The sequence below is a fragment of the Maritimibacter sp. genome, from assembly GCF_016774595.1.
GTDB lineage: Bacteria > Pseudomonadota > Alphaproteobacteria > Rhodobacterales > Rhodobacteraceae > Maritimibacter > Maritimibacter alkaliphilus.
The window spans coordinates 976,883-995,326 of sequence record NZ_JACBWT010000002.1 but is presented as its reverse complement, the minus strand read 5'-3'; the positions used below and the strand labels follow the sequence as shown (position 1 = coordinate 995,326).

General features: G+C 65.7%; 15 protein-coding genes. All 15 read right to left on the bottom strand.

Features of this window, described 5'->3' with window-relative positions; all coding sequences use genetic code 11:
• Nucleotides 1-2: 2 nt before the first annotated feature.
• The 15 genes from HOY44_RS16070 to HOY44_RS16000 all read right to left on the bottom strand — a co-directional run bounded on the left by HOY44_RS16070 (nt 3) and on the right by HOY44_RS16000 (nt 18,388).
• Complete coding sequence (locus HOY44_RS16070) at nt 3-2,039, bottom strand: phage tail sheath C-terminal domain-containing protein (RefSeq protein WP_287436029.1); 2,037 nt, start codon at nt 2,037-2,039, stop codon at nt 3-5.
• A gap of 67 nt (nt 2,040-2,106) precedes the next feature.
• Nucleotides 2,107-2,394, bottom strand: a complete 288-nt coding sequence (locus tag HOY44_RS16065; protein WP_287436027.1) for a hypothetical protein — start codon at nt 2,392-2,394, stop codon at nt 2,107-2,109.
• A 196-nt stretch (nt 2,395-2,590) separates the two neighbouring features.
• Entirely contained in the window at nt 2,591-3,781 is a 1,191-nt protein-coding gene (locus tag HOY44_RS16060) for a M14 family metallopeptidase (protein ID WP_287436025.1), read from the bottom strand.
• Nucleotide 3,782: 1 nt separating this feature from the next.
• Entirely contained in the window at nt 3,783-4,835 is a 1,053-nt protein-coding gene (locus HOY44_RS16055) for an aldo/keto reductase (RefSeq protein ID WP_287436023.1), read from the bottom strand.
• A gap of 2 nt (nt 4,836-4,837) precedes the next feature.
• The gene (locus tag HOY44_RS16050) at nt 4,838-5,182 is read right to left on the bottom strand and encodes a TIGR04076 family protein (protein ID WP_287436021.1); all 345 of its coding nucleotides are present in this window, start codon (nt 5,180-5,182) and stop codon (nt 4,838-4,840) included.
• Nucleotides 5,179-6,828, bottom strand: a complete 1,650-nt coding sequence (locus HOY44_RS16045; protein WP_287436019.1) for a hydantoinase B/oxoprolinase family protein — start codon at nt 6,826-6,828, stop codon at nt 5,179-5,181. The genes HOY44_RS16050 and HOY44_RS16045 overlap by 4 nt, the downstream gene beginning before the upstream one ends.
• Nucleotides 6,821-8,488, bottom strand: a complete 1,668-nt coding sequence (locus tag HOY44_RS16040) for a hydantoinase B/oxoprolinase family protein (RefSeq protein WP_287436018.1) — start codon at nt 8,486-8,488, stop codon at nt 6,821-6,823. Before HOY44_RS16040 ends, HOY44_RS16045 begins: the two co-directional genes overlap by 8 nt.
• Entirely contained in the window at nt 8,485-10,539 is a 2,055-nt protein-coding gene (locus HOY44_RS16035) for a hydantoinase/oxoprolinase family protein (RefSeq protein WP_287436016.1), read from the bottom strand. The genes HOY44_RS16040 and HOY44_RS16035 overlap by 4 nt, the downstream gene beginning before the upstream one ends.
• Nucleotides 10,536-12,131: a nickel ABC transporter ATP-binding protein NikE gene (nikE, locus tag HOY44_RS16030; RefSeq protein WP_287436014.1), complete on the bottom strand. Its 1,596-nt coding sequence runs from the start codon at nt 12,129-12,131 to the stop codon at nt 10,536-10,538. Before nikE ends, HOY44_RS16035 begins: the two co-directional genes overlap by 4 nt.
• Nucleotides 12,128-12,964 carry an ABC transporter permease gene (locus HOY44_RS16025; RefSeq protein WP_287436012.1) on the bottom strand — a complete coding sequence of 279 codons (837 nt, stop codon included), beginning with the start codon at nt 12,962-12,964 and terminating at the stop codon, nt 12,128-12,130. The genes nikE and HOY44_RS16025 overlap by 4 nt, the downstream gene beginning before the upstream one ends.
• On the bottom strand, nt 12,961-13,971 hold the full coding sequence (locus HOY44_RS16020) for an ABC transporter permease (RefSeq protein ID WP_138423360.1): 1,011 nt from the start codon (nt 13,969-13,971) through the stop codon (nt 12,961-12,963). The genes HOY44_RS16025 and HOY44_RS16020 overlap by 4 nt, the downstream gene beginning before the upstream one ends.
• A gap of 9 nt (nt 13,972-13,980) precedes the next feature.
• Complete coding sequence (locus HOY44_RS16015; protein WP_287436010.1) at nt 13,981-15,597, bottom strand: ABC transporter substrate-binding protein; 1,617 nt, start codon at nt 15,595-15,597, stop codon at nt 13,981-13,983.
• Between the two features lie 56 nt (nt 15,598-15,653).
• Complete coding sequence (locus HOY44_RS16010; RefSeq protein WP_008330028.1) at nt 15,654-16,340, bottom strand: GntR family transcriptional regulator; 687 nt, start codon at nt 16,338-16,340, stop codon at nt 15,654-15,656.
• Entirely contained in the window at nt 16,340-17,500 is a 1,161-nt protein-coding gene (locus HOY44_RS16005; protein WP_287436008.1) for a M14 family metallopeptidase, read from the bottom strand. The genes HOY44_RS16010 and HOY44_RS16005 overlap by 1 nt, the downstream gene beginning before the upstream one ends.
• 219 nt (nt 17,501-17,719) lie before the next feature.
• A complete protein-coding gene (locus HOY44_RS16000) occupies nt 17,720-18,388 on the bottom strand; it encodes a cysteine hydrolase family protein (RefSeq protein ID WP_287436006.1) in 669 nt (222 codons plus the stop codon).
• Nucleotides 18,389-18,444: the final 56 nt, after the last annotated feature.

The following is an 18,444-nucleotide window of genomic DNA, read 5'->3' as shown; positions in this document are numbered from 1 at the left end:
CCTTATTCCGCTGCCTGGACCATCTGTTGAAGTGAGATCACGACGAATTCCGCCGGTTTCAGCGGCGCGAACCCGACCACCACGTTGACGATGCCAAGGTCGATGTCGCTCTGCGGTGTCGTCGATGCGTCACAGGCCACGAAGAACGCCTCCTGCGCCGTGACGCCCTTGAAGGCACCCGCGCGGAACAGCCGTTGCATGAAGGCATTCACGTTCACCCGGATCTGCGACCACAATTCGTCGCCGTTGGGCTGGTGGACCGCCCAGCGCAGCCCCTCGGACAGCGAGCGCAGGATGTAGTTCGCGGTGCGCCGCACGGGGATGTACTTGTATTCGCTCCCCTTCGCATCGGCGCCGTCCACCGTGCGCGACCCGAATGCGACCGTTCCGTAGATCGGGAATTTGCGGATCACGTTCAGGCCGACGGGGTTGAGCACGCCGTGGTGGCTGTCGGACAGGTCCACCGCCGGGCCGTAGACGCCGGTCAGAACAGCGTTGGTCCCGGCTGGTGCCTGCCAGACGCCCGCCTCCGCATCGGTGCGGGCGTAAAGCCCCGCAATCGCGCCCGACGGCGGATGGGTCCGGATGCTGCCGGGCACGAGCGGTTCATCCACCCGGATGTTCGGGAAATAGGCGGCCGCATGTTCAGAGGCGAAGATGAAACGCCCGCTTTTCCACGCCTCGGCCCCGACATAGGTGGTCACGTCGGGCGGCGGGTCGATCAAGAGAAAGCCGAATTTCTTGTCGCAGATGCGCGCGGCCTCGCCATAGACCGCGCCGTAGTTGGAATGCTGCGGTGCGTTGGGGTCGCCCGGACTGGGTCGCACGATGTCGGGCAGGCAGAGGATGTTGAAGAACGGGTCGGGTTCCTCCAACGCCATGATCGCAGACTTGAAGTCGTCCGATGTCGGCTGCCCGTGGCTTTGCCCGGTCGCGCCGGGAACCAGCCCGCTCACATTCACATGGGCCGCCGGGTATTTCGCACCGAGTTGGTAGCGCGACGGACCTTCGGTCTTGGCGTCGAGCCCGTAGGTCGCGATCAGGTTGGTGCCGGATGTCGGCGCGGAAAGGGTGACGGTCCCGTCCGTGCGCCGGGCCTGCGTGGCGGAACCGACCGGGGCACTCAGCATCAGGCGCAGGAACGCGCCGCCCTCCTCCGCCGTCGCGACCACCGCGTAGTCGCCCATTTTCGCCTTGAGGGTTTCGTCCTCGGCAATCGCTCCGGCGATGGCGGCGGTCAGGTTCTTGGCGAGTTCGAGCGGCGTGGCGGGCTGGGCCTTGCCCGAAAGAAACACCGTGATCTCGTGCCCGTCGATCGAGGCCGCCGGATCAGGGGTGCCGTCGGCTTTCGGGAAGGTGACCGACAGCTTGACCTTGACGTCCGCACCGAACGTGCCCGGGGTCGGGGCGGTCCCGATCGCAAAGACCGACCCGGTCATTTCGGGCGCGGGGTTGTCGATGCCGTTCACCTCGACGCCGACGATTTGCGAGCCGAGGCCCGCGTCGTTCACCACGAGCGGTGCGAAGCGGGCGGAAGACGACGAGGTCGAGATGTCGCCAAATCGCTCAACGCGCCCGGTGGCCCGGTCGGTGATCGTCATGTTGAACCGCTTGGTGTCTCCGTCTTCGCCGAAGGGGTTAGCTTCGATCCCGAAAGCGTCGAAGGCCACGAAAATCTCGTTCGAGGCCGCGCCGGAGGACAGGGCGGTGACGGTGAGAGAGGTCTGGGTGTCCGTATCCGCCCGTTTGAACCCGCTTGAGGCTGCGACGGCCCCCTCCGGCGGCACCCGCAGGACATAGGCTTCGGACCCGCCGTTGGCGAAGAAGTGGAGCACGGAATAGGACAGGTTCGAGGTCTGGCTGAGGCCCCCGAACGCGCGCTCGAAATCCGCGAAGCTGAAGATACGGATCGGCCTGTCGTCGATCCCGGTCACCGTGGGGCCGACGAAAAGCGCGACCGAGGTGGACGCGCCCGTGATGGGCCGCACGCCGCTTGGCAGTTCCTGAGTGTAGACGCCCGGATGTTTGAGTTGCAGCATGGCCGCCATACCTCCTGAAATTCGTTTTCCCGGATCGCGCGACATGCGCGGACCGGACCGCAATCAATCAAGTCATGAGCCACAGAGAGACCACCACGAGAGCCGCCCTGTCCGGGTGGCCGCCGTCAAAATACTTAGCGATTCCTCGTGGTTCGCCTTCACGCTGCGCTAGAACCGATTGGCGAGTCAACACTCGCGCGTCCGGCCGGGCGGGCGCGACGACACGTTCGATTTCGAACTCCGACGCGAGCCGATCGGGCGGCGCGCGACGCAAGATTTTGAAATCAAGCGTGAATTTGACGCCGCCGGGTGTTGCCTCGCGGGCTCGCAAGAAATGGCCGCGCGGTTCGAACATCCGGCGAACGTCGCCGGCCCGTCGTGCGTGCCGACCGCCCGGACCTGGGGCGCGGGTGGCCTTGAAATAAAGCCGTTTCGACGTGTTCTGGAACAGGGTGGCCGCAGGGCTGCCCAAGCTGAAAACGGACTGTTGCGGGCAGGATCACCGCCAATCCGATGAACCGCGCCAATCCGCAGCGGTTGCGGCGGTCCGGTCAGTAGGGTTCGGCGCGTCCCTGCCGGCTGAGATGCGGGACGACGGCCAGCAAAGCGGGCACGATATCGCGCCCCAGTCCGCGCGCACGTTGCGGGAGCCACCCCTGCCCCGCCATCGGGTGCAAGGTGGTATCCTTCGTGGCTTGTTCTAAGAGAACCGAAAGGGATTTGGGGAACGCCGCGCCGACCCAGTTCCATGCCATGCCCAGATCGGCCACGGCGGGCGCCGCACCGCCCGGATAGGGGTGTCCGGTTTCATAGTCGGGCGACGCCGCGTCCAGCGCCGTCTCGAAGGTCCGGAAGATGTCCCAACGGTCGGGCGTCCATGTCGGAACATTCTCGGACGGCCAGATGAAGTTGCAGCGCAACTCGTTGTCGGAATGACCGTCGAGGAAGAAATCCAGACCGCGTGCAAGCATCTGCTCACGGATCGCCACCACTTCGGGGGCGCGTTCGGGGTCCGGGCTTTCCCATTCCCGGTTGAGGTTCGCACCGGCCGCATTGGCCCGCGACAGCCCAAGCGCGTTTCCGTCGGGGTTCGCATTCGGCACGATGTAGAGCACCGCTTGTGCACGCAACACCCGTGCGGCGGCGTCATAAGGGTCGAGCAATCGGTCGAACAGCCCTTCGAGGAAGAACCCGCCCTGCGTCTCGGACGGGTGCTGGCGTGTCGTGATCCAGAGGTGCGGTTTGTCGGAGCCGGGCGTGCCGAAGGTCAGGAGGTCGATGGGGCGGCCCTGAACCGACTGGCCGATCACCTCGAGCCGCACATCGGCGTCTTTCAGCGCCCGATAGGTCAGCGCCTGATCGCGTTCGGGGCCGAAGGGCGGAAACTCGGCAAAGGTGACGAGATCGCCCTTGGGCGTGTAGCTGAACGTCCATGTCTCGCCATCCGAAACGGCGGGCGTGCGGACCCAGATCTCGCCATCCTCGCTGACGAGCGGCCCTGTGTTGGTCCAAGCGTCCTCCACATCGTCCCGGTTGTCCATGCGGTTCGCCACGCTCGCGCCGATGTCCTCGAACACGAAGGTCAGCGGCACGCCGCGCGCGCCGGAGACGCGGAAGTTATACCATGCGAAGAACGGGGTTCCGGGGTCTTTCGGCAGGGACAGGCGGATGTTGGACGGGTCCGAGGCGTCGATCACGTTGATGCGCCCCTGCGGGATGTTGCCGCTGATCGAAAGGGTCATGTCAGGCCTCGTTCAGATTGTATTTCATGATGCGCCCGTGGCGGCCGTGGCGGTCGCGCTCGACGTCATAGACGTCGCCAGCGACCACGTCGTGACGGTCGAGCTCGGCCTCGATCCGTGCGAGATCGTCGTCGTCGAGCGCGATGTCGAACACGCGCGCGTGGCGGCCGAGGTGGCCGTCATGGCGCACCCCCACGATGATCGCCGTCACTTGCGGCTCCAGCAGCATGGCACGCATGGCGATGGAGGCGATGTCGGTGTCGTGCTTGTCCGCGATGTCGCGCAGCAGGCGCAGAAGCGACTGGAACACGTCCCACCCGCCGATGTCTTCGATGATGAGTTTGTATTTCGTCAGCGACCGGTTCTCGAGCGCCCCGGTCGGCTCGTCCACGCCCAGCCATTTGTCAGAAAGGAACCCGCCCGCGACAGTGCCGTAGCACAAGAGGTTGATGTTTTTGGCGGCACAGAAATCGACTATGCGTTTCCGCGGGCGGCGGTCGATCAACGAGTACTGAAGCTGGATCGAAGTCATGTCGAACCCGGCCCCGTCCAGCGCGATCATGCAGTCCGTGTTGTAGTTCGTCGTCCCCAGCCGGTCGATCTTGCCCGCCGCCTGCATCTCGGACAGCCACGAGGCCACTTCGAGGTAACGCGGCACCCCCAGATCCCACCAGTGAAACTGGACGAGGTCGAGCCGTTCGGCATCCAGCCGCTTGAGCGAGCGGTCGATGGTCGCCTCCACGTCCCGTTTCTGGATGGTTGCGAGCTTGTCGAGGTCCGGCACGCATTTGGTATGGACCTTGAGCCTGTCCAGCAGGTCGGTCCGCCCGTTCGCCTTGGCATCGCGCCGAAACGCGCCGATCAGGTCTTCGACGCCCGTATAGATGTCGGCGCAATCGAAGGCGGTGATCCCGGCCTCCATGTAGGCATACATCTCGCGCACGGCCTGAGCCTCGTCGATCTTCCCGTGGCCGCCTGCAAGGTGCCAGCCGCCTTTGATGATGCGGCTGATGGCATATCCATCGCCCATCGTCGCGCGTTCCATGTCACTCATGTTCACTCCTCGGTCTTTGTCAGCGGCACGGCGGTCGTCGCGGCGTGGCTGAATGTGCGTTTTCCGATCCGGGTGATGCGCAGCCGGGTCGGGCAATTCGGGTCGGGACAGGCACAGGCGGCATCCGTGCTCATCCAGTCGTTCGGGTGGGTGTCGCGTTGCTTGGCGGCGAGCAGCGGCAGAACGGCGGACAGGGAATAGATCGAGAACCCCTGCCCCTCCGGCAGATGCAGCATCTCGCCGCGCAGTTCGAAATAGTCGCCTTCCTGCCCGCAATAGATCTTGCCGGGGCCGGAGCGGATGACTTCCACGCGCAGGTCGTAAAGCTCGAAAGTGTCGTCCGTCATGTGGTCTCCTCCGTCAGTCCATCGGCACGGTCAGCGGCGGCGGCTTTCGGGTCGCGACGGGCGGCATCGCCATAGCCCGCGCCCCCCGCCGTCTCGACCCGCACACGGTCGCCGGGTTCGACGCGGGTGCGCCATGTGCCGATGCGCCTCTCGCGGTCCGTGCCGAGGAAATAGGTGAAACGGGTCGGCTCCGGCTCGCCCCCGCCGTTCAGCCCCCAAGGCCGGGTGAGCGTCTTTTTGGCGATCGACAGGAACTCGCCCGGCGCGGTGAAGGTGATGTCGCGGGTGATCCCCGGCCCGCCGCGATATTCGCCGTTCCCGAAGCTGCCCGCCCTGAGTTCCAGCCGTTCGACGCGCATGGCGGTGCGCGTCTCCATGATCTCGACAGGCGTGTTGCGCACGACGGTCTGGGTCAGGTGACTGCCCGCCACCTTGCCGTCATGGGTCGCCGTCGCGCCCCAACCGACGCCTTCGTTGTTGGACAGCGCGAACGGCTGGCCGGTGTCCGGGTGCGTCCCGATCATCATGAACCCCGGCACGTCGCCGCCGGACGAGGCCTGAACGCGGTCCGGCATCCCTTTGGCAAGCGCGGCATAGATCAGTTCCAGCGCGACCAGCCCGGTCCACTGGGTATAGGTCGGCGCGGGGTATTCGGCGTGAAAGATCGTGCCAGGCTCGGCGATCACCTCGAGCGGACGCATGTGGCCCGCGTTCGTCGGCATCCCCGGCGAGGTGAGCGCCTTGAACGCCACCTTGGCGGTGGCCATCGTGGACCCGAGCGGCAGGTTCACGGGGCCTTTGGCGGTCGGCGCGGAGCCGGAGAAATCCATGGTCATGCGACCGTTCCGGTGCGTGACGCGAACCTTCATCAGGATCGGGTCGTCGGTGATCCCGTCGCCCTCCATCCAGTCCTCAGCCTCCCACTCACCTTCCGGCAGATCGGCAAGCGCCCGGCGCGCCACGTCTTCACCGTAGGCGATGAGTTTGGCGATCCCGGCTTCGACCCGGTCCACGCCGAAGCTTTCGACCAAAGCCACAAGCCGCCGCTCGCCCACCTTCAACGCGCCAAGCTGCGCTTCGATGTCGCCCAGGAGAACGTCGGGCATCCGGCTGTTGAAGCGGATCAGCTCGAACAATTCCCGGTCAGGAACGCCGCCCTTGACCAGTTTCAGCCCCGGAAGGATCAGCCCCTCTTGGTGCATGTCGGTCGAGTCGAGCACATAGCCCGCGTCCTTGGCCCCCATGTCGATCCAGTGCGCCCGCACGCAGAGATAGGCGAAGGGCGCCTCCCGGCCCGACACAAAGACCGGCGCGATCAGGCTGACGTCCGAGACGTGGGCGGCGTTCCAGTAGGGGTAATTCGCGACCACGACGTCGCCGGGATTCAGGGTGTCCGCGCCCACGTGGCGAATGACGGTCGGAACGGCGAAGTCGTTCGCGCCCAGAAACCGCGCCAGCCCCGGCGCTTCCGCGATCAGGTCGAGGTTCGCATCATAGACGCTGATCCCGAAGTCGAGCACCTCGTAGATCACTGGCGAGAACGCGGTGCGCTTGAGCGTCGTGCGCATCTCCTCGGCGACCGAGCCAAGGCGGGCGCGCAGGATTTCCACCTCGGCCCCGTCGATATCACGGGCGGGATCAGGCATCCGGCTCATACCCGTAGTCGCGTTTGGCCGCCGCAAGGGTCACGTAGCCCTCGGCAATGTCCGCCGCGATGGCCTCGCGTGATCGGCCAGCGGGGTCGCCATGCCCGCCGCCGCCCGCCGACATGACCCGGATGCGGTCGCCCGCCTTGACCGGCGTGCGCTGGGTGGATACGTCGCGTTCGAGGTCGGTGCCGGGGAACAGCGTCACGCGGTTGGCCGCTGGTTGCAGACCACCGTTCAGCGCCCATGGCGGGCTTTTCGTTTTCTTCACCACGGTCAGGAATTCGCCGTCATCCAGGAACCGGATGACCCGCGTGACGCCAGCGCCGCCGCGATGCGTCCCGGCCCCGCCGCTGTCGGGGGTCAGTTCCACCCGCTCCATGAGCATGGTGGTCTTGGTCTCCATCACCTCGAGCGGCGTCGTGCGCACGATGGCCTCGGACAGGTGCAGAAGCCCGCTTGCCCCATCGTGATCGGGACTGGCGCCCCAACCGCAGGCCTCGTTGTTCGAGATCGCGAACATCTGGCCCGTGTCCGGGTGCGTGCCGATCATCATGAAGCCGGGCACATCGCCGCCGGACGAGGCGGCCAGCCGATCCGGGATCGCCTGCGCAATGGCCTTGAACACAAGCTCCAGCGCCACGATCCCGGTCCAGAGCGTATAGGTCGGCGCGGGGTATTTCGCGTGGAACAACGTCCCTTCCTCGGCCTTGACCTTGAGCGCGCGCATCTGGCCCGCGTTCGAGACGTGGTGCGGCGTGGTCAGCGATTTGAACACCGTCTTGCAGATTGCCTGTGTCGCGCCGAAGGGCATGTTGATCGGCCCCTTGGCCGCGCCCGACGAGCCGTCGAAGTCGATCGTGAAATCGTCGTCGGTGATCGTGACCGTGACCTTCATCGGGACCGGATCGTCCCCGATCCCGTCGTCGTCCAGAATGTCCTCGGCGCTCCAGCTTCCCTTGGGCAGCGATTTCAGCGCCTCCGCCGTCATCGTCTCGCCGTGGGTCTGGATCGCGGCAATCGCGGCTTCCAGATCGGCGCGCCCGAATTTCTTGAGGATCTCGTGCAGCCGCCGCTCGCCCGTTCGCAGCGCCGCAACTTGGGCGTTCAGGTCGCCAAGCACATGTTCGGGCATCCGGCTGTTGAACTTGATAAGCTCGATGATCTCCTGCACGGGCTTGCCGTCCGAGAAGACCTTGGTGCCGGGGAACACCAGCCCCTCCTGATGCATGTCGGTGGAATCCAGCACGTATCCGGGGTCTTTTGCCCCAAGGTCCATCCAGTGCGCCCGGATCAGCATGACGGAAAACAGCTTGCCATGCTCGTCGAACACTGGGGCCATGAGCGTTGCATCCGCCGCGTGCGCCCCGTTCCAGTAGGGGTAGTTCGAGATCAGGACATCGCCCTCTTTCAGGTTCTCGCGCCCGTAGTAGTCCAGCACCCGGCGAACCGCGTAATCGTTCGCGCCAAGGAAGAACGTCAGCCCCGGCGCTTCCGCGATCAGGTCGAGCTTGTCGTCATAGACACTGATCCCGAAGTCCAGCACCTCGTAGATCACCGGGTTGAAGCTGGTGCGCACAAGCGTGGCCTTCATCTCGTTCGCCGCAGCCGAAAGGTAGCTTTGGACGATCTCGGTGAAAGCGCCGTCTACCGTGGTCATGCCGCGTCTCCTTCCTGCGTGATGACGAGGTGGCCGTAGGCGTTCACCTCGACCGCCTGATCCGAGTGGATGACGGTGACGGAGGTGCCTTCGTCCACCAGCGCGGGGCCGTGGAAGGCCGCGAAGGCCGGGAGCGTGTCGCGCGCGTAGACCGCGAAATCGACCATTTCGCGCCGGGCGAAGCAGTAGGCCGGGCGCGTGGCGGTCGGGGCGGGCATCGCGGGGGACGTCGCGGGCGCGTCGGCCTTGACCATCGTCGGCTTGCGGGTCCGCCCGATCCCGCGCACGCGGGTCGTCAGCACCTGCACCGGGCTTTCCATCGCGTGACCGTAGAGTGCGCGGTGGGCGTCCGCGAAACGGGCGGTCAGGTCGGCCTCGTCCAGCGTGGCCCCGACCGTGAGGGTCAGCGCGTGTTCTTGGCCCAGATAGCGAAGCTCCAGTTGACGCTCCATCAGCGCGTCGCCCGCGCCCACGCCCTGCGCTTCGAGCGAGGCTGCGGCTTCCGCCTCCATCCCTTTGAACTTATCGGCAACGGTGGACAGGTCGCCCTGCCCCAGCACGGTCAGGTCGGTCTGGGCGAAATCGTCGACAATGTCTGCCCCCAGCATCCCCCACGCCGAGAAGCCCGACGGGAGCAGTGGCACGATGCATTCGGCCAGCCCCATCTCACGCGCGACGAGCGGCGCGATGAGCGGGCCAGCCCCGCCGAAGGCCAGCAGCGAGAAATCGGCGGGGTCGCGGCCCCGTTCCACGGTCAACTGCCGCACGGCACCGATGTTCTTGGCGACCATCACGTCATAGATCCGCGCGGCGGCCTGCGTTTCGTCCAGCCCCAGAGGCCCGGCAATCTGCGCTTCGATTCCCGCACGCGCGCCGTCTGCGTCAAGGGTCATGCGGCCACCCAGAAAGCTCTCGGGGTCCATGTAGCCCAGCACCAGCGCCGCGTCGGTCACGGTCGGCTCGGTCCCGCCGCGCCGGTAGCAGATCGGCCCCGGAACGGCGGAGGCGGACCGCGGCCCGACTTTGAGCAGCCCCGCCTCCATCGCGGCGATCGATCCGCCGCCCGCGCCGATGGTGCGGATGTCGTAGGTCGGAATGAGAAGCGGCAGGTTCTCAAGCGCGGCCTCATGCGCGACCTGCGGCACGGTGCCTTCGATCAGGCAGACGTCGAGCGATGTGCCGCCCACGTCGAAGGTCACGAGGTCGGGCCGCTCAAGGATTTCCGCGATCAGCGCGCCGCCGACCAGCCCGCCCGCCGGGCCGGACAGCACCGTCTGCGTGGGCGAGGTTTTGGCGGCCTGCGCCGACATCGCCCCGCCGCCGGAACGCATGATGGCGAACCGACCCTTGAAGTCGCGCGAGGTGAGCGCCGCGCGCAGTTCGTCGATGTAGCGTTCGAAAATCGGGCGGATATAGGCGTCGAGCACGGTTGTGGACGTGCGCTCATATTCCCGGTGCTCACGGGTTATGTCGGACGAGACCGAGACCTTCACCTGCGGATAGAGCGCCCGGATGATTTCGGCGGCCCGCTGTTCATGCGCCGGGTTACGGAAGGAAAAGAGATAGGCGACCGCGATAGCCTCGACCCCGTGATCCTCGACCAGAAGCCGTGCAGCTTCGAGCACGCCATCCTCGTCCAAGGGCGTGATCTCGCGCCCCTTGTAGTCGAGCCGCCCGACCACGCCCGCGATCCGGCGACGCGGGACAAGGCTTTCGGGCCGCTGGTATTGGAAGTCGTACATATGCGCGTCCGGCACGTTGCCCCGGCCCACGAGGAAGATGTCGCGGAACCCGTCGTTCGTGATGATCCCGGTCTTGGCCCCGCGCCGCTCCAGCACGGCGTTCAGGCCCAGCGTGGTGCCGTGGATGAACATCGACACGTCGGACAGGCTTTCGCGCAGGCGGCCCACGGCGTCCAGCACGCCCTCGGCGGGGGCGGCGGGCGTGGTCGGGGCTTTCTCGAACCGGAAGGCACCCGTGGCCATGTCCAGTTCGACCGCGTCCACGAAGGTGCCGCCGATATCGACGGCGATCCGGTAGTCAGTGCTCATGCGTCTTCCTTTGGTCTATCGGCAAGATGCGGCGCGGCATCCAGCAGCGCCCGCGTCTTGGGGGATTTCGGATCGGTGAAAATCTGTTCGGTCGGGCCGTCCTCGACGATGCGACCGGCGTCGACCACGACCACCCGGTCGCAAAGCGCGCGCACGGTGGCGAGGTCATGGGACACCATCACATAGGCTCGGTCCCGCCGTTCGGTCAGGCGTCGGATAAGCGTCAGGATCTGGGCCTGCACGGTGACGTCGAGCGCCGATGTCGGCTCGTCCAGCACCACGAGGTCCGGGTCGATAGCGAGTGCACGGGCCAGACCCACCCGCTGCGCCTGCCCCCCGGACAACTCGTGCGGCAGGCGGGTGCGGAAGGTCGGGTCCAGCCCCACCTCGGTCAGTGCCCTGTCGATCAGTGCAGACCGCCGCGCGGCGTCGCGTTCGACAAGGCGCAGGGGGTCGGAGACGATATCCTCGACGCTCATACGGGGATTGAGCGCATCCAGCGGGTCTTGATAGACCATCTGCATATGCCGGCGCAGGCCACGTTTCCGCCCGAAGGACAGCCGCGCGATGTCGGTGCCGCGAAAGTCGACGCGGCCCGTGGTCGGCTTCAGCATCCCCATGATCGTGCGCGACAGGGTCGATTTGCCTGAACCGCTCTCGCCCACGATGGCGATGGTGTCGCCCTTGCGGATTTCAAGGTTCACGCCAGCCAGCGCCGGTTTGCGATTGCGCCCGAACCGGCCCTGATAGGTCACGCCGACATCGGACAGAACCATCAGGGTTTCACCGCGCTTTTCGTCCGTCACGGCACGTTTCCGGCGGATGTCCGGCACCGCGTCGATCAGACGGCGGGTGTAGTCGCTTTTCGGGGCATGGATCACCGCCCGCGTGGGGCCATCCTCGACGATCCGCCCCGCTTCGATCACCACAAGCCGGTCGCAGACCTTCGACAGCGCCGCGATGTCGTGGGAGATGATGAGAACCCCGCGCCCATCCCGTGCCTGCGCTGCGATCAGATCAAGGATTTCTCCGGTCAGAGTGACGTCCAGCCCCGTGGTCGGCTCGTCCGCGATCAGCACGCGCGGCGAACAGGCGAGCGCGAGCGCGATCATCACGCGCTGGCACATGCCGCCGGACATTTCGTGCGGGAAGCGGTCGATCTGGCGCTCAGGCTCACGCAGGCCGACGGCCTTGAACGCCTCAACTGCTCGGGCGCGCAGGTCACCGCCGGGCGCATGGGCGCGAAAGCGGTCAGCCATCTGCTTGCCCACGGTGCGCGTGGGGCTGAGGGCCGAGCGCGGCGATTGGAAGCAAAGCGCCACGTCGCCGCCGCGAAAGGCTTGCAGGTCCGGCCCGGCGAGCGTGGCCACGTCCCGCCCGTCCAGTTCGATCCCGCCGGTCATCCGCGCGGCCCCCGGCAGCATATGCGTCACCGCCCGCGCGATCATCGACTTGCCCCCGCCGCTTTCACCGACGATGCCGACGACCTCGTTCTGCGCCAGCGACAGGGACACGCCGCGCAGCGCCTCCACCTCGGCCTCGGCTGTCGGGATGGTCACGGCGAGGTCGCGGATGTCCAGAAGGGCGCTCATCGCTTCACCCCCTTCTCCTGAAGGCCCTCGCCCACGAGGTTGAAGCCCAGCACGGTGATGAACAGCGCAATGCCGGGGAAGGTCGCTGTCCACCAGCGCCCGCCCACGATGTCCGCCGCGCCGGCTGAAATCATCGCGCCCCATTCGGCCCCCGGCACGGGAACGCCGAGACCGACGAAGGACAGCGAGGCCAGCATCAGGATCGCCCAACCACAGTTGAGCGGCGCGATGACGAGGATCGGGGTCAGCGCGTTCGGCAGGAGGTGCCGAAACAGCATCGAGATATGCGAATTGCCGGCCGCCTCGGCGGCTTCAACGAAGGTGCGGCTCCGCAAAGACAGCACCTCGGCCCGGATCAGGCGGGCATAGGGCGGCGCGTTGATGAAGCCGATGGTCAGGATCAGGTTGATCATCGAATTGCCAAGGATCGCGGCGACCGCGAGGGCGAGGATGAAGACCGGGAACGCCTGAAACATGTCGAGCACGCGCATCCCGACGTGATCGACCCAGCCGCCCGCATAGCCGAAAATCAGGCCGACGAGCGTGCCGAGCGTCACGGCGATGGCGACGGCGGCGATCGCCACGCCAAGGTCGATGCGCGCGCCGTGCAGGATTCGGCTCAGAACGTCCATGCCGTTGGCATCAGTGCCGAGCCAATGGCCGGGCATCGGGCCTTCGAGGAAATACATCATGTCCATCTCCTCGGGCCCCCAGCCGGTGAGCCACGGGGCAAAGATGGCGGCGAGCGCGACCAGCGTAAGGATCGCAAGACCCGCGAGGACCATGGAGGGCAGCCGGACGATCCGGCGCGGGAGGGCGAGGATCGCGGTCACATCTTCACCCGCGGGTCGAGCGCGGCCTGAATGACATCGGCCAGCAGGAAGATGAGGACGTAAGTGGTCGCGGCGACGAGGACGAAGGCCTGAATGACCGGGTAGTCGCGCACCTGCATGCCGCGCAGTGCCCATTGCCCTAGGCCCTGCCACGAGAAGACGTATTCGATCAGGACCGACCCGCCCAGAAGGTTGCCGAAGACGATCGCCGACAGCGCGGGCAGCCGCGTCAGCGTCTGGCGCATCAGGTAGCGTTGGCGCAGCACGCGCGGGGCAAGCCCGTGGGCAGCGGCGCAGCGGTAATTGTCGCTCGCCAGCACTTCGAGCGCCGAGGCGCGGACCGAACGCAGAAGCGGCGCGGTCACTGTGATCGCCAGCGTCGCGACCGGGAGCATCAAGTGATGCAGGGCCGACAGGAACGCCTTGCCGTTCCCGGCGATCAGCGTGTCGATCAGGATGAAACCGGTGTGCGTGGGCACGGCGAGGTTCATGTCCACCCGGCCAGAGGGCGGCGGGGCGACGTGCAGCCCTTGGTAGAAGAGCAGGATGAGCATGAGGCCGAGCCAGAACTCCGGCACGGAGTTGCCGAAGAGCGCGGCGAAGCGCAGCACCTTGTCGGGCAGTTTGTGCCAGTGCCGCGCCGCCGCCACGCCGCCGATCACGGCGAGCACCAGCGCCACTGCCATGGAGTAGATCAAAAGCTCAAGCGTCAGCGGGATACGCTGCGCCAGATCGGCGGAGATCGAGCGGTTCGTCGTGATCGACGTCCCGAAATCCCCCGTCAGAGCGCCGCCGACGTAGCTGAGGTATTGCGTGAGGATCGGCTGGTCCAAACCCAGCCGTTCACGCGCCGCCGCGATGTCCGCTTCGGTCGCCGTTTCGGGGACGATCAGAAGCACCGGATCGCCGGGAAGCAGGCGGATCAGGAAAAAGGCGATCAGACTGACCCCGATGAGAACCGGGATCAGCAGTAGGAGCCTTTTCAGGACGTAAGCGGCGACGCGCATCGGTCTGGATCAGGCCGTCAGGTAACGCAGGCGGAACAGGCCATCGACAGGCTGCACCCAGCCTTCGACCCCTTCCGTCACCGGCAGCATGAAGTTCGGCTGAGCGAGGACGAGCCACGGCACGTCTTCGGCCAGCACCGATTGCGCCTCGTCAATGATGCCCATCCGCGTTTCTTCGTCCAGAACACCGGCCAGCGAGCCGAGCAGTTCGGCAATCTTCTCGCTGTTGTAGTTGGCGTAGTTGAGGAAGCCCGTCGGGCTGAGCGCGGTGGCGCCGAGGTATTCGAAGTCGTTGACCCAGAACTGTCCTGCGGCGACCTGAAGCGGCGCGGATTTCTCCTGACGGCGCGTCTGCATCGTGGCCGGATCGACGTTCTCGATGTTCAGCGTGACGCCGACCTGACCGAAGGCGTTCTGAAGCAGGACCGCGATCCGCTCGGCTTCGGTGTCGCCGGACACGATGACGATCGAAGTTTCGAACCCGTCCGGGAAACCTGCTTCGGCCAGTTCGGATTTTGCCGCTTCAAAGTCGGTGTCGAAGGGGTAGCCCGCTTCCGAGTAACCCGGCATTTCGAGCGGCAGAACGCTTTTCACGCGGCGCGCCTCGTCGAAATAGACCGACTTGATGAGCGCATCGTAGGGCACCGCTTTTGCCATCGCCTTGCGCACCGCCGGGTTGTCGAAGGGCGCGATGGTGGTGTTCATCGGCACGAAGACCAGCTGGTTGTTCGGAGCCGACAGAAGCTTGACTCCCTCGGCTTCGGACATGTCCATCACGTCGCGCAGCGGCAGCGCGAGCGCCACGTCCACATCGCCGTTTTGAAGCAGCAGACGGCGGTTGGCGGCGGACGGGATGACCTGCAACCGGATGGTCTTCACGCCCGGTGCTTCGCCCGGGAATTCCGGGTTGGCTTCCAGCACGATTTCCTCACCCGGACGATATTCGGTCACGTTATAGGCGCCGCCGTCGATCGGGTTCACGTTGGCCCATTCCTTGGCCCACGGGTCTTCGTCCGTCGCGTGGGATTTCAGAAGCTCGCTGTCATAGACGTAAAGCGAGATGATCTGGATCTGCGTCGACATGGCCGAGGCGGTGCCTTGGGTGAATTCGACGGTGTAGTCGTCGACGACTTTCACCTGATCCGGCTCGGTCAGACCGAGAATGCGGTAGATACCGGCGACGTTGGCCTGTGCGGCGAAGGCGCGGTCCTTGGACCATTTCACATCCGCAGCGGTCAGTTCATTGCCCGAGGGGAACTTGATCCCCTGCTTGAGTTTGAGCGTCCAGACCGTCCCGTCTTCGTTCGGCTCGAAGCTTTCGGCATAAAGCGGCAGAACGCCTTCGGTTTCAAAGACCTGCCCCCCTTCCAGATCCATGACCGGGTAGTCGATCATGTAAGGATAGGTGTTCTTCATCACGGCGAGGCCGATGGTGTCGAAGGCCAGAAAATCTTGATCCCAACCGCCAAGGTCGGCCGGAATCGCGACCGTCAGTGTATCGGCGCCTTGCGCGAAGGCACGGCCCGCGGGCAGCGTCAGGACGAGCCCCATCCCTGCCCCGAGTTGAAGGAAGGTGCGCCGGTTCAGGCCGCCGGGCGCCGAAGTGTCGTGTCGTGTCTCAGTCATGTCAGTTTACCTCTCTGGGTGAAAAGAATGTCGCCTTGGGGCGATCTGTTATTGCTCTACCCCCCGCTCCCGGTGTCACCGAGACCATGGGTCAATAGGAGGTCCATCGCCTGCCCGATGTCGGCGACGATCGCCGCTTCGGCGGCGTCCGCGTCGCGGGCGCGAAGGGCCTCGACGATTTCGCGATGATACTTGTCTCCCGCCCCGATCTTGCCGCCCGCCAGTTGCCCGGCTCGCGGCAGATAGGGACCGAACTGAAGCCAGAGGCTCCCGATCAGGGGCAGCAGCACCTGACTTTGCGACGCCGCATAGATGGCGAAATGGAACCGCTGGTTTCTTGACGCATCGGGCGATCCGGCCCCGTCGGAGGTTTCCGCCAGAATGGCCTCGATCTGGGCGAGTTCGTGGGGTTTCCAGCGTTCGGCGGCCAGACGCGCGGCGAGTCCTTCGACACCTTCCCGAATGGTTTTCAGATCATGCAGTTTGGCGTGGTTGAGCCGAGGAACGGCCACGGAGCGGTTGCCGTTCGCGACCTCGAGCGCGCGTTCGGCGACAAGCTGGCGCAGGGCGTCGCGCACGGGCATCGGACTGACGTCCAGTTGCTCGGCCAGCTTGCGGTGTGTCAGGATTTCGCCCGGCGCAAGCTCGCCCCGCATCAGGCGGGTTCTGAGGTCACGGACGATCCGTTCGTTGACCGGCCCCGGACCGGATAGTTTGGCCTCGGATGTCGTCTGATCGTCCATCACCGCAACCTCCGCCTGACGGCATCTATGGCATCGAGCATCGACCGCCCCAGATCGGCACATCGCGCTGGGCTCCAACCCATTTCCGGGTCGGGGTCGCGATGGGTGTCCTTGAACGGCATTTCCAGAAGGATCGACAGGCAGTCGAATTCCTCGGCAATCGCGTTCCACGCCATGCGCAGATCGGCGGTTTCCGGTGCGCCGCCCGGATAAGGGTCATCCATGCTGTAAGCCGGGCAGGACCGCTCCAGTGCCTGCCCGAAGTCTTTGAACAACGTATCGAGGCGCGACGAGCGCGACGGAATCTCAAGGGGACCGCCAAGGAAGACATAGGGCAATTCTTCGTCCCCATGGGCGTCGAGGCAGAAATCCACCCCTTCCGCACGCATCCGGGTCTGGATCATCGCGACCTCGGGCGCGGTTTCGGGATCGGTCCCGTCCCACGCCCGGTTCAGGTTCATGCCGCGCGCGTTCAGCCGGGTGTTGCCCATGGCACAGCCGTCCGGGTTCACGGTCGGTACGACGAAGATGTCGAGGGCGTCGCACAGCGCGCGGCCCAAAGCGTCGGACGGATCCAGAAGCCGGGCAAGCAGCCCTTCGACGAAGAAGCCCGCCATCGTTTCCGAGGGGTGCTGGCGGCCCATGATCCAGACCTTCGGCTTGCCCGGCCCTGGCGTTCCGATCCGAAGCAGGTCGAGATCGCGGCCCTGCGGCGTCACGCCAAGGCGTTCGAGCCGACATCGCGCATCCGAGACCGCAGCCGCGACCATCGCGTCGTGCCGGTCCATCGGGAATGGCGGGTAATAGGCGACCCAGACCGTATCCGCGACGGCGGGGGTCTTGATGGTAAAGACGCCGTCCGCATAATCCGCATCGCATCGGGTCCAGTCGCGCCGGTTCGCGGAGACGAATGGCCGATACCCGGTCCAGCAGTCCGGCACCTCGTCCCGCCCGGCAAGGCGCGACAAGTCCGATGCGTTCTCGATCACGACCCGAAGCTCACGCCCGGCTGCGCCCGATATGCGGAAATAGAACCAGTTCATGTCCGACCCGGCCGCATCGGCGCGCAGACGGATGCGCAGGGTCTCGCCGCTCACGCGGACGGGAAGCGCGCTGCCGCCCTCGAAACCCGTGGAAAGTGTGAGCGTCCCCTGTGACATGATTCCCCAAACTGCGATCTCATTTTATGTAATGCGATCACGGTTTGATGCGTCAAACGGTTTTTCCCCTCCGTCACCGGGGGAATGCCCTCGGCCAAGCACAAGACGCACGACGACGGAACGCGGTGCATGCCATGCACGCAGGCCTGCGTAAAATCGCGGCATTTCGAGAAGTTTCGGGCCGTGGGGCGCCCGCGAACGGGCGTCGCGTCGGTTGCGTCAATCCGTGAAAAGCTGTGCGCTGTCCGAGATTTCCGCAAAGCTCTGCGCCACCGACCTGAGGCCTGCGACATGGCCGTCGACCGTGGGCGCGGACACCAGATCGTGCGGCATCCACGTCGCGAAATCGCGCCCCATTGCGGAACGGATCGTGCTTTCACAACAGATATTGGTGGCGGTCCCGACGACGACCACGCCGTCGACCCCGCTGTCGCGCAAACGCTCGTCCAGGCCGGTCTTCAGAAACGCGTCGAAGCGCGGTTTGTCGACGATCCAATCCGCTGACTGCACGGTCATGCGCGGATCGAGGTCTTGCGACTCGCTGCCCGGCAACAGGGCCTCGACCGCCGGGCCGCGGTTCTGCGGCCCCACGAAATGATCGAGGTAGGTCGACCAATAGTCGTCCGCACCGATCGGTCCCGTCATGGTCCGAAGCCAGACGATCTTCGCCCCGCGGTCCCGCGCACGCGTCGCGAAGTCGTTCACCTGAAGGAAAAAGCCGTCGTCCTGTCCGGGAAGCAACCGATAGAAGGGCTCGGTCGGCACCGTCCAGCACCTTTGCATGTTGCAGACGAGCACCGCCGTGCTGTCCCAGTTCGGGGCTCCATAAACACGTGCGCCATCGCGGCGGTAAGTCGCCTGTGCGAGGATGTCTTCGATGTCTTTCATCCGTGTTTCCGTTTTCATAGGCAGGGCGACCTGCCGTTTCCCTTGGTTCCGCCGCA

What these genes read in the sequence shown, in the direction of transcription:
- HOY44_RS16005 (WP_287436008.1), bottom strand. Translation starts at nt 17,500, where the DNA reads ATGTCACAGGGGACGCTCACACTTTCCACGGGTTTCGAGGGCGGCAGC.
- HOY44_RS16065 (WP_287436027.1), bottom strand. Translation starts at nt 2,394, where the DNA reads ATGTTCGAACCGCGCGGCCATTTCTTGCGAGCCCGCGAGGCAACACCC.
- HOY44_RS16055 (WP_287436023.1), bottom strand. Translation starts at nt 4,835, where the DNA reads ATGAGTGACATGGAACGCGCGACGATGGGCGATGGATATGCCATCAGC.
- HOY44_RS16045 (WP_287436019.1), bottom strand. Translation starts at nt 6,828, where the DNA reads ATGCCTGATCCCGCCCGTGATATCGACGGGGCCGAGGTGGAAATCCTG.
- nikE (WP_287436014.1), bottom strand. Translation starts at nt 12,131, where the DNA reads ATGAGCGCCCTTCTGGACATCCGCGACCTCGCCGTGACCATCCCGACA.
- HOY44_RS16060 (WP_287436025.1), bottom strand. Translation starts at nt 3,781, where the DNA reads ATGACCCTTTCGATCAGCGGCAACATCCCGCAGGGGCGCATCAACGTG.
- HOY44_RS16035 (WP_287436016.1), bottom strand. Translation starts at nt 10,539, where the DNA reads ATGAGCACTGACTACCGGATCGCCGTCGATATCGGCGGCACCTTCGTG.
- HOY44_RS16000 (WP_287436006.1), bottom strand. Translation starts at nt 18,388, where the DNA reads ATGAAAGACATCGAAGACATCCTCGCACAGGCGACTTACCGCCGCGAT.
- HOY44_RS16020 (WP_138423360.1), bottom strand. Translation starts at nt 13,971, where the DNA reads ATGCGCGTCGCCGCTTACGTCCTGAAAAGGCTCCTACTGCTGATCCCG.
- HOY44_RS16070 (WP_287436029.1), bottom strand. Translation starts at nt 2,039, where the DNA reads ATGCTGCAACTCAAACATCCGGGCGTCTACACTCAGGAACTGCCAAGC.
- HOY44_RS16015 (WP_287436010.1), bottom strand. Translation starts at nt 15,597, where the DNA reads ATGACTGAGACACGACACGACACTTCGGCGCCCGGCGGCCTGAACCGG.
- HOY44_RS16040 (WP_287436018.1), bottom strand. Translation starts at nt 8,488, where the DNA reads ATGACCACGGTAGACGGCGCTTTCACCGAGATCGTCCAAAGCTACCTT.
- HOY44_RS16050 (WP_287436021.1), bottom strand. Translation starts at nt 5,182, where the DNA reads ATGACGGACGACACTTTCGAGCTTTACGACCTGCGCGTGGAAGTCATC.
- HOY44_RS16010 (WP_008330028.1), bottom strand. Translation starts at nt 16,340, where the DNA reads ATGGACGATCAGACGACATCCGAGGCCAAACTATCCGGTCCGGGGCCG.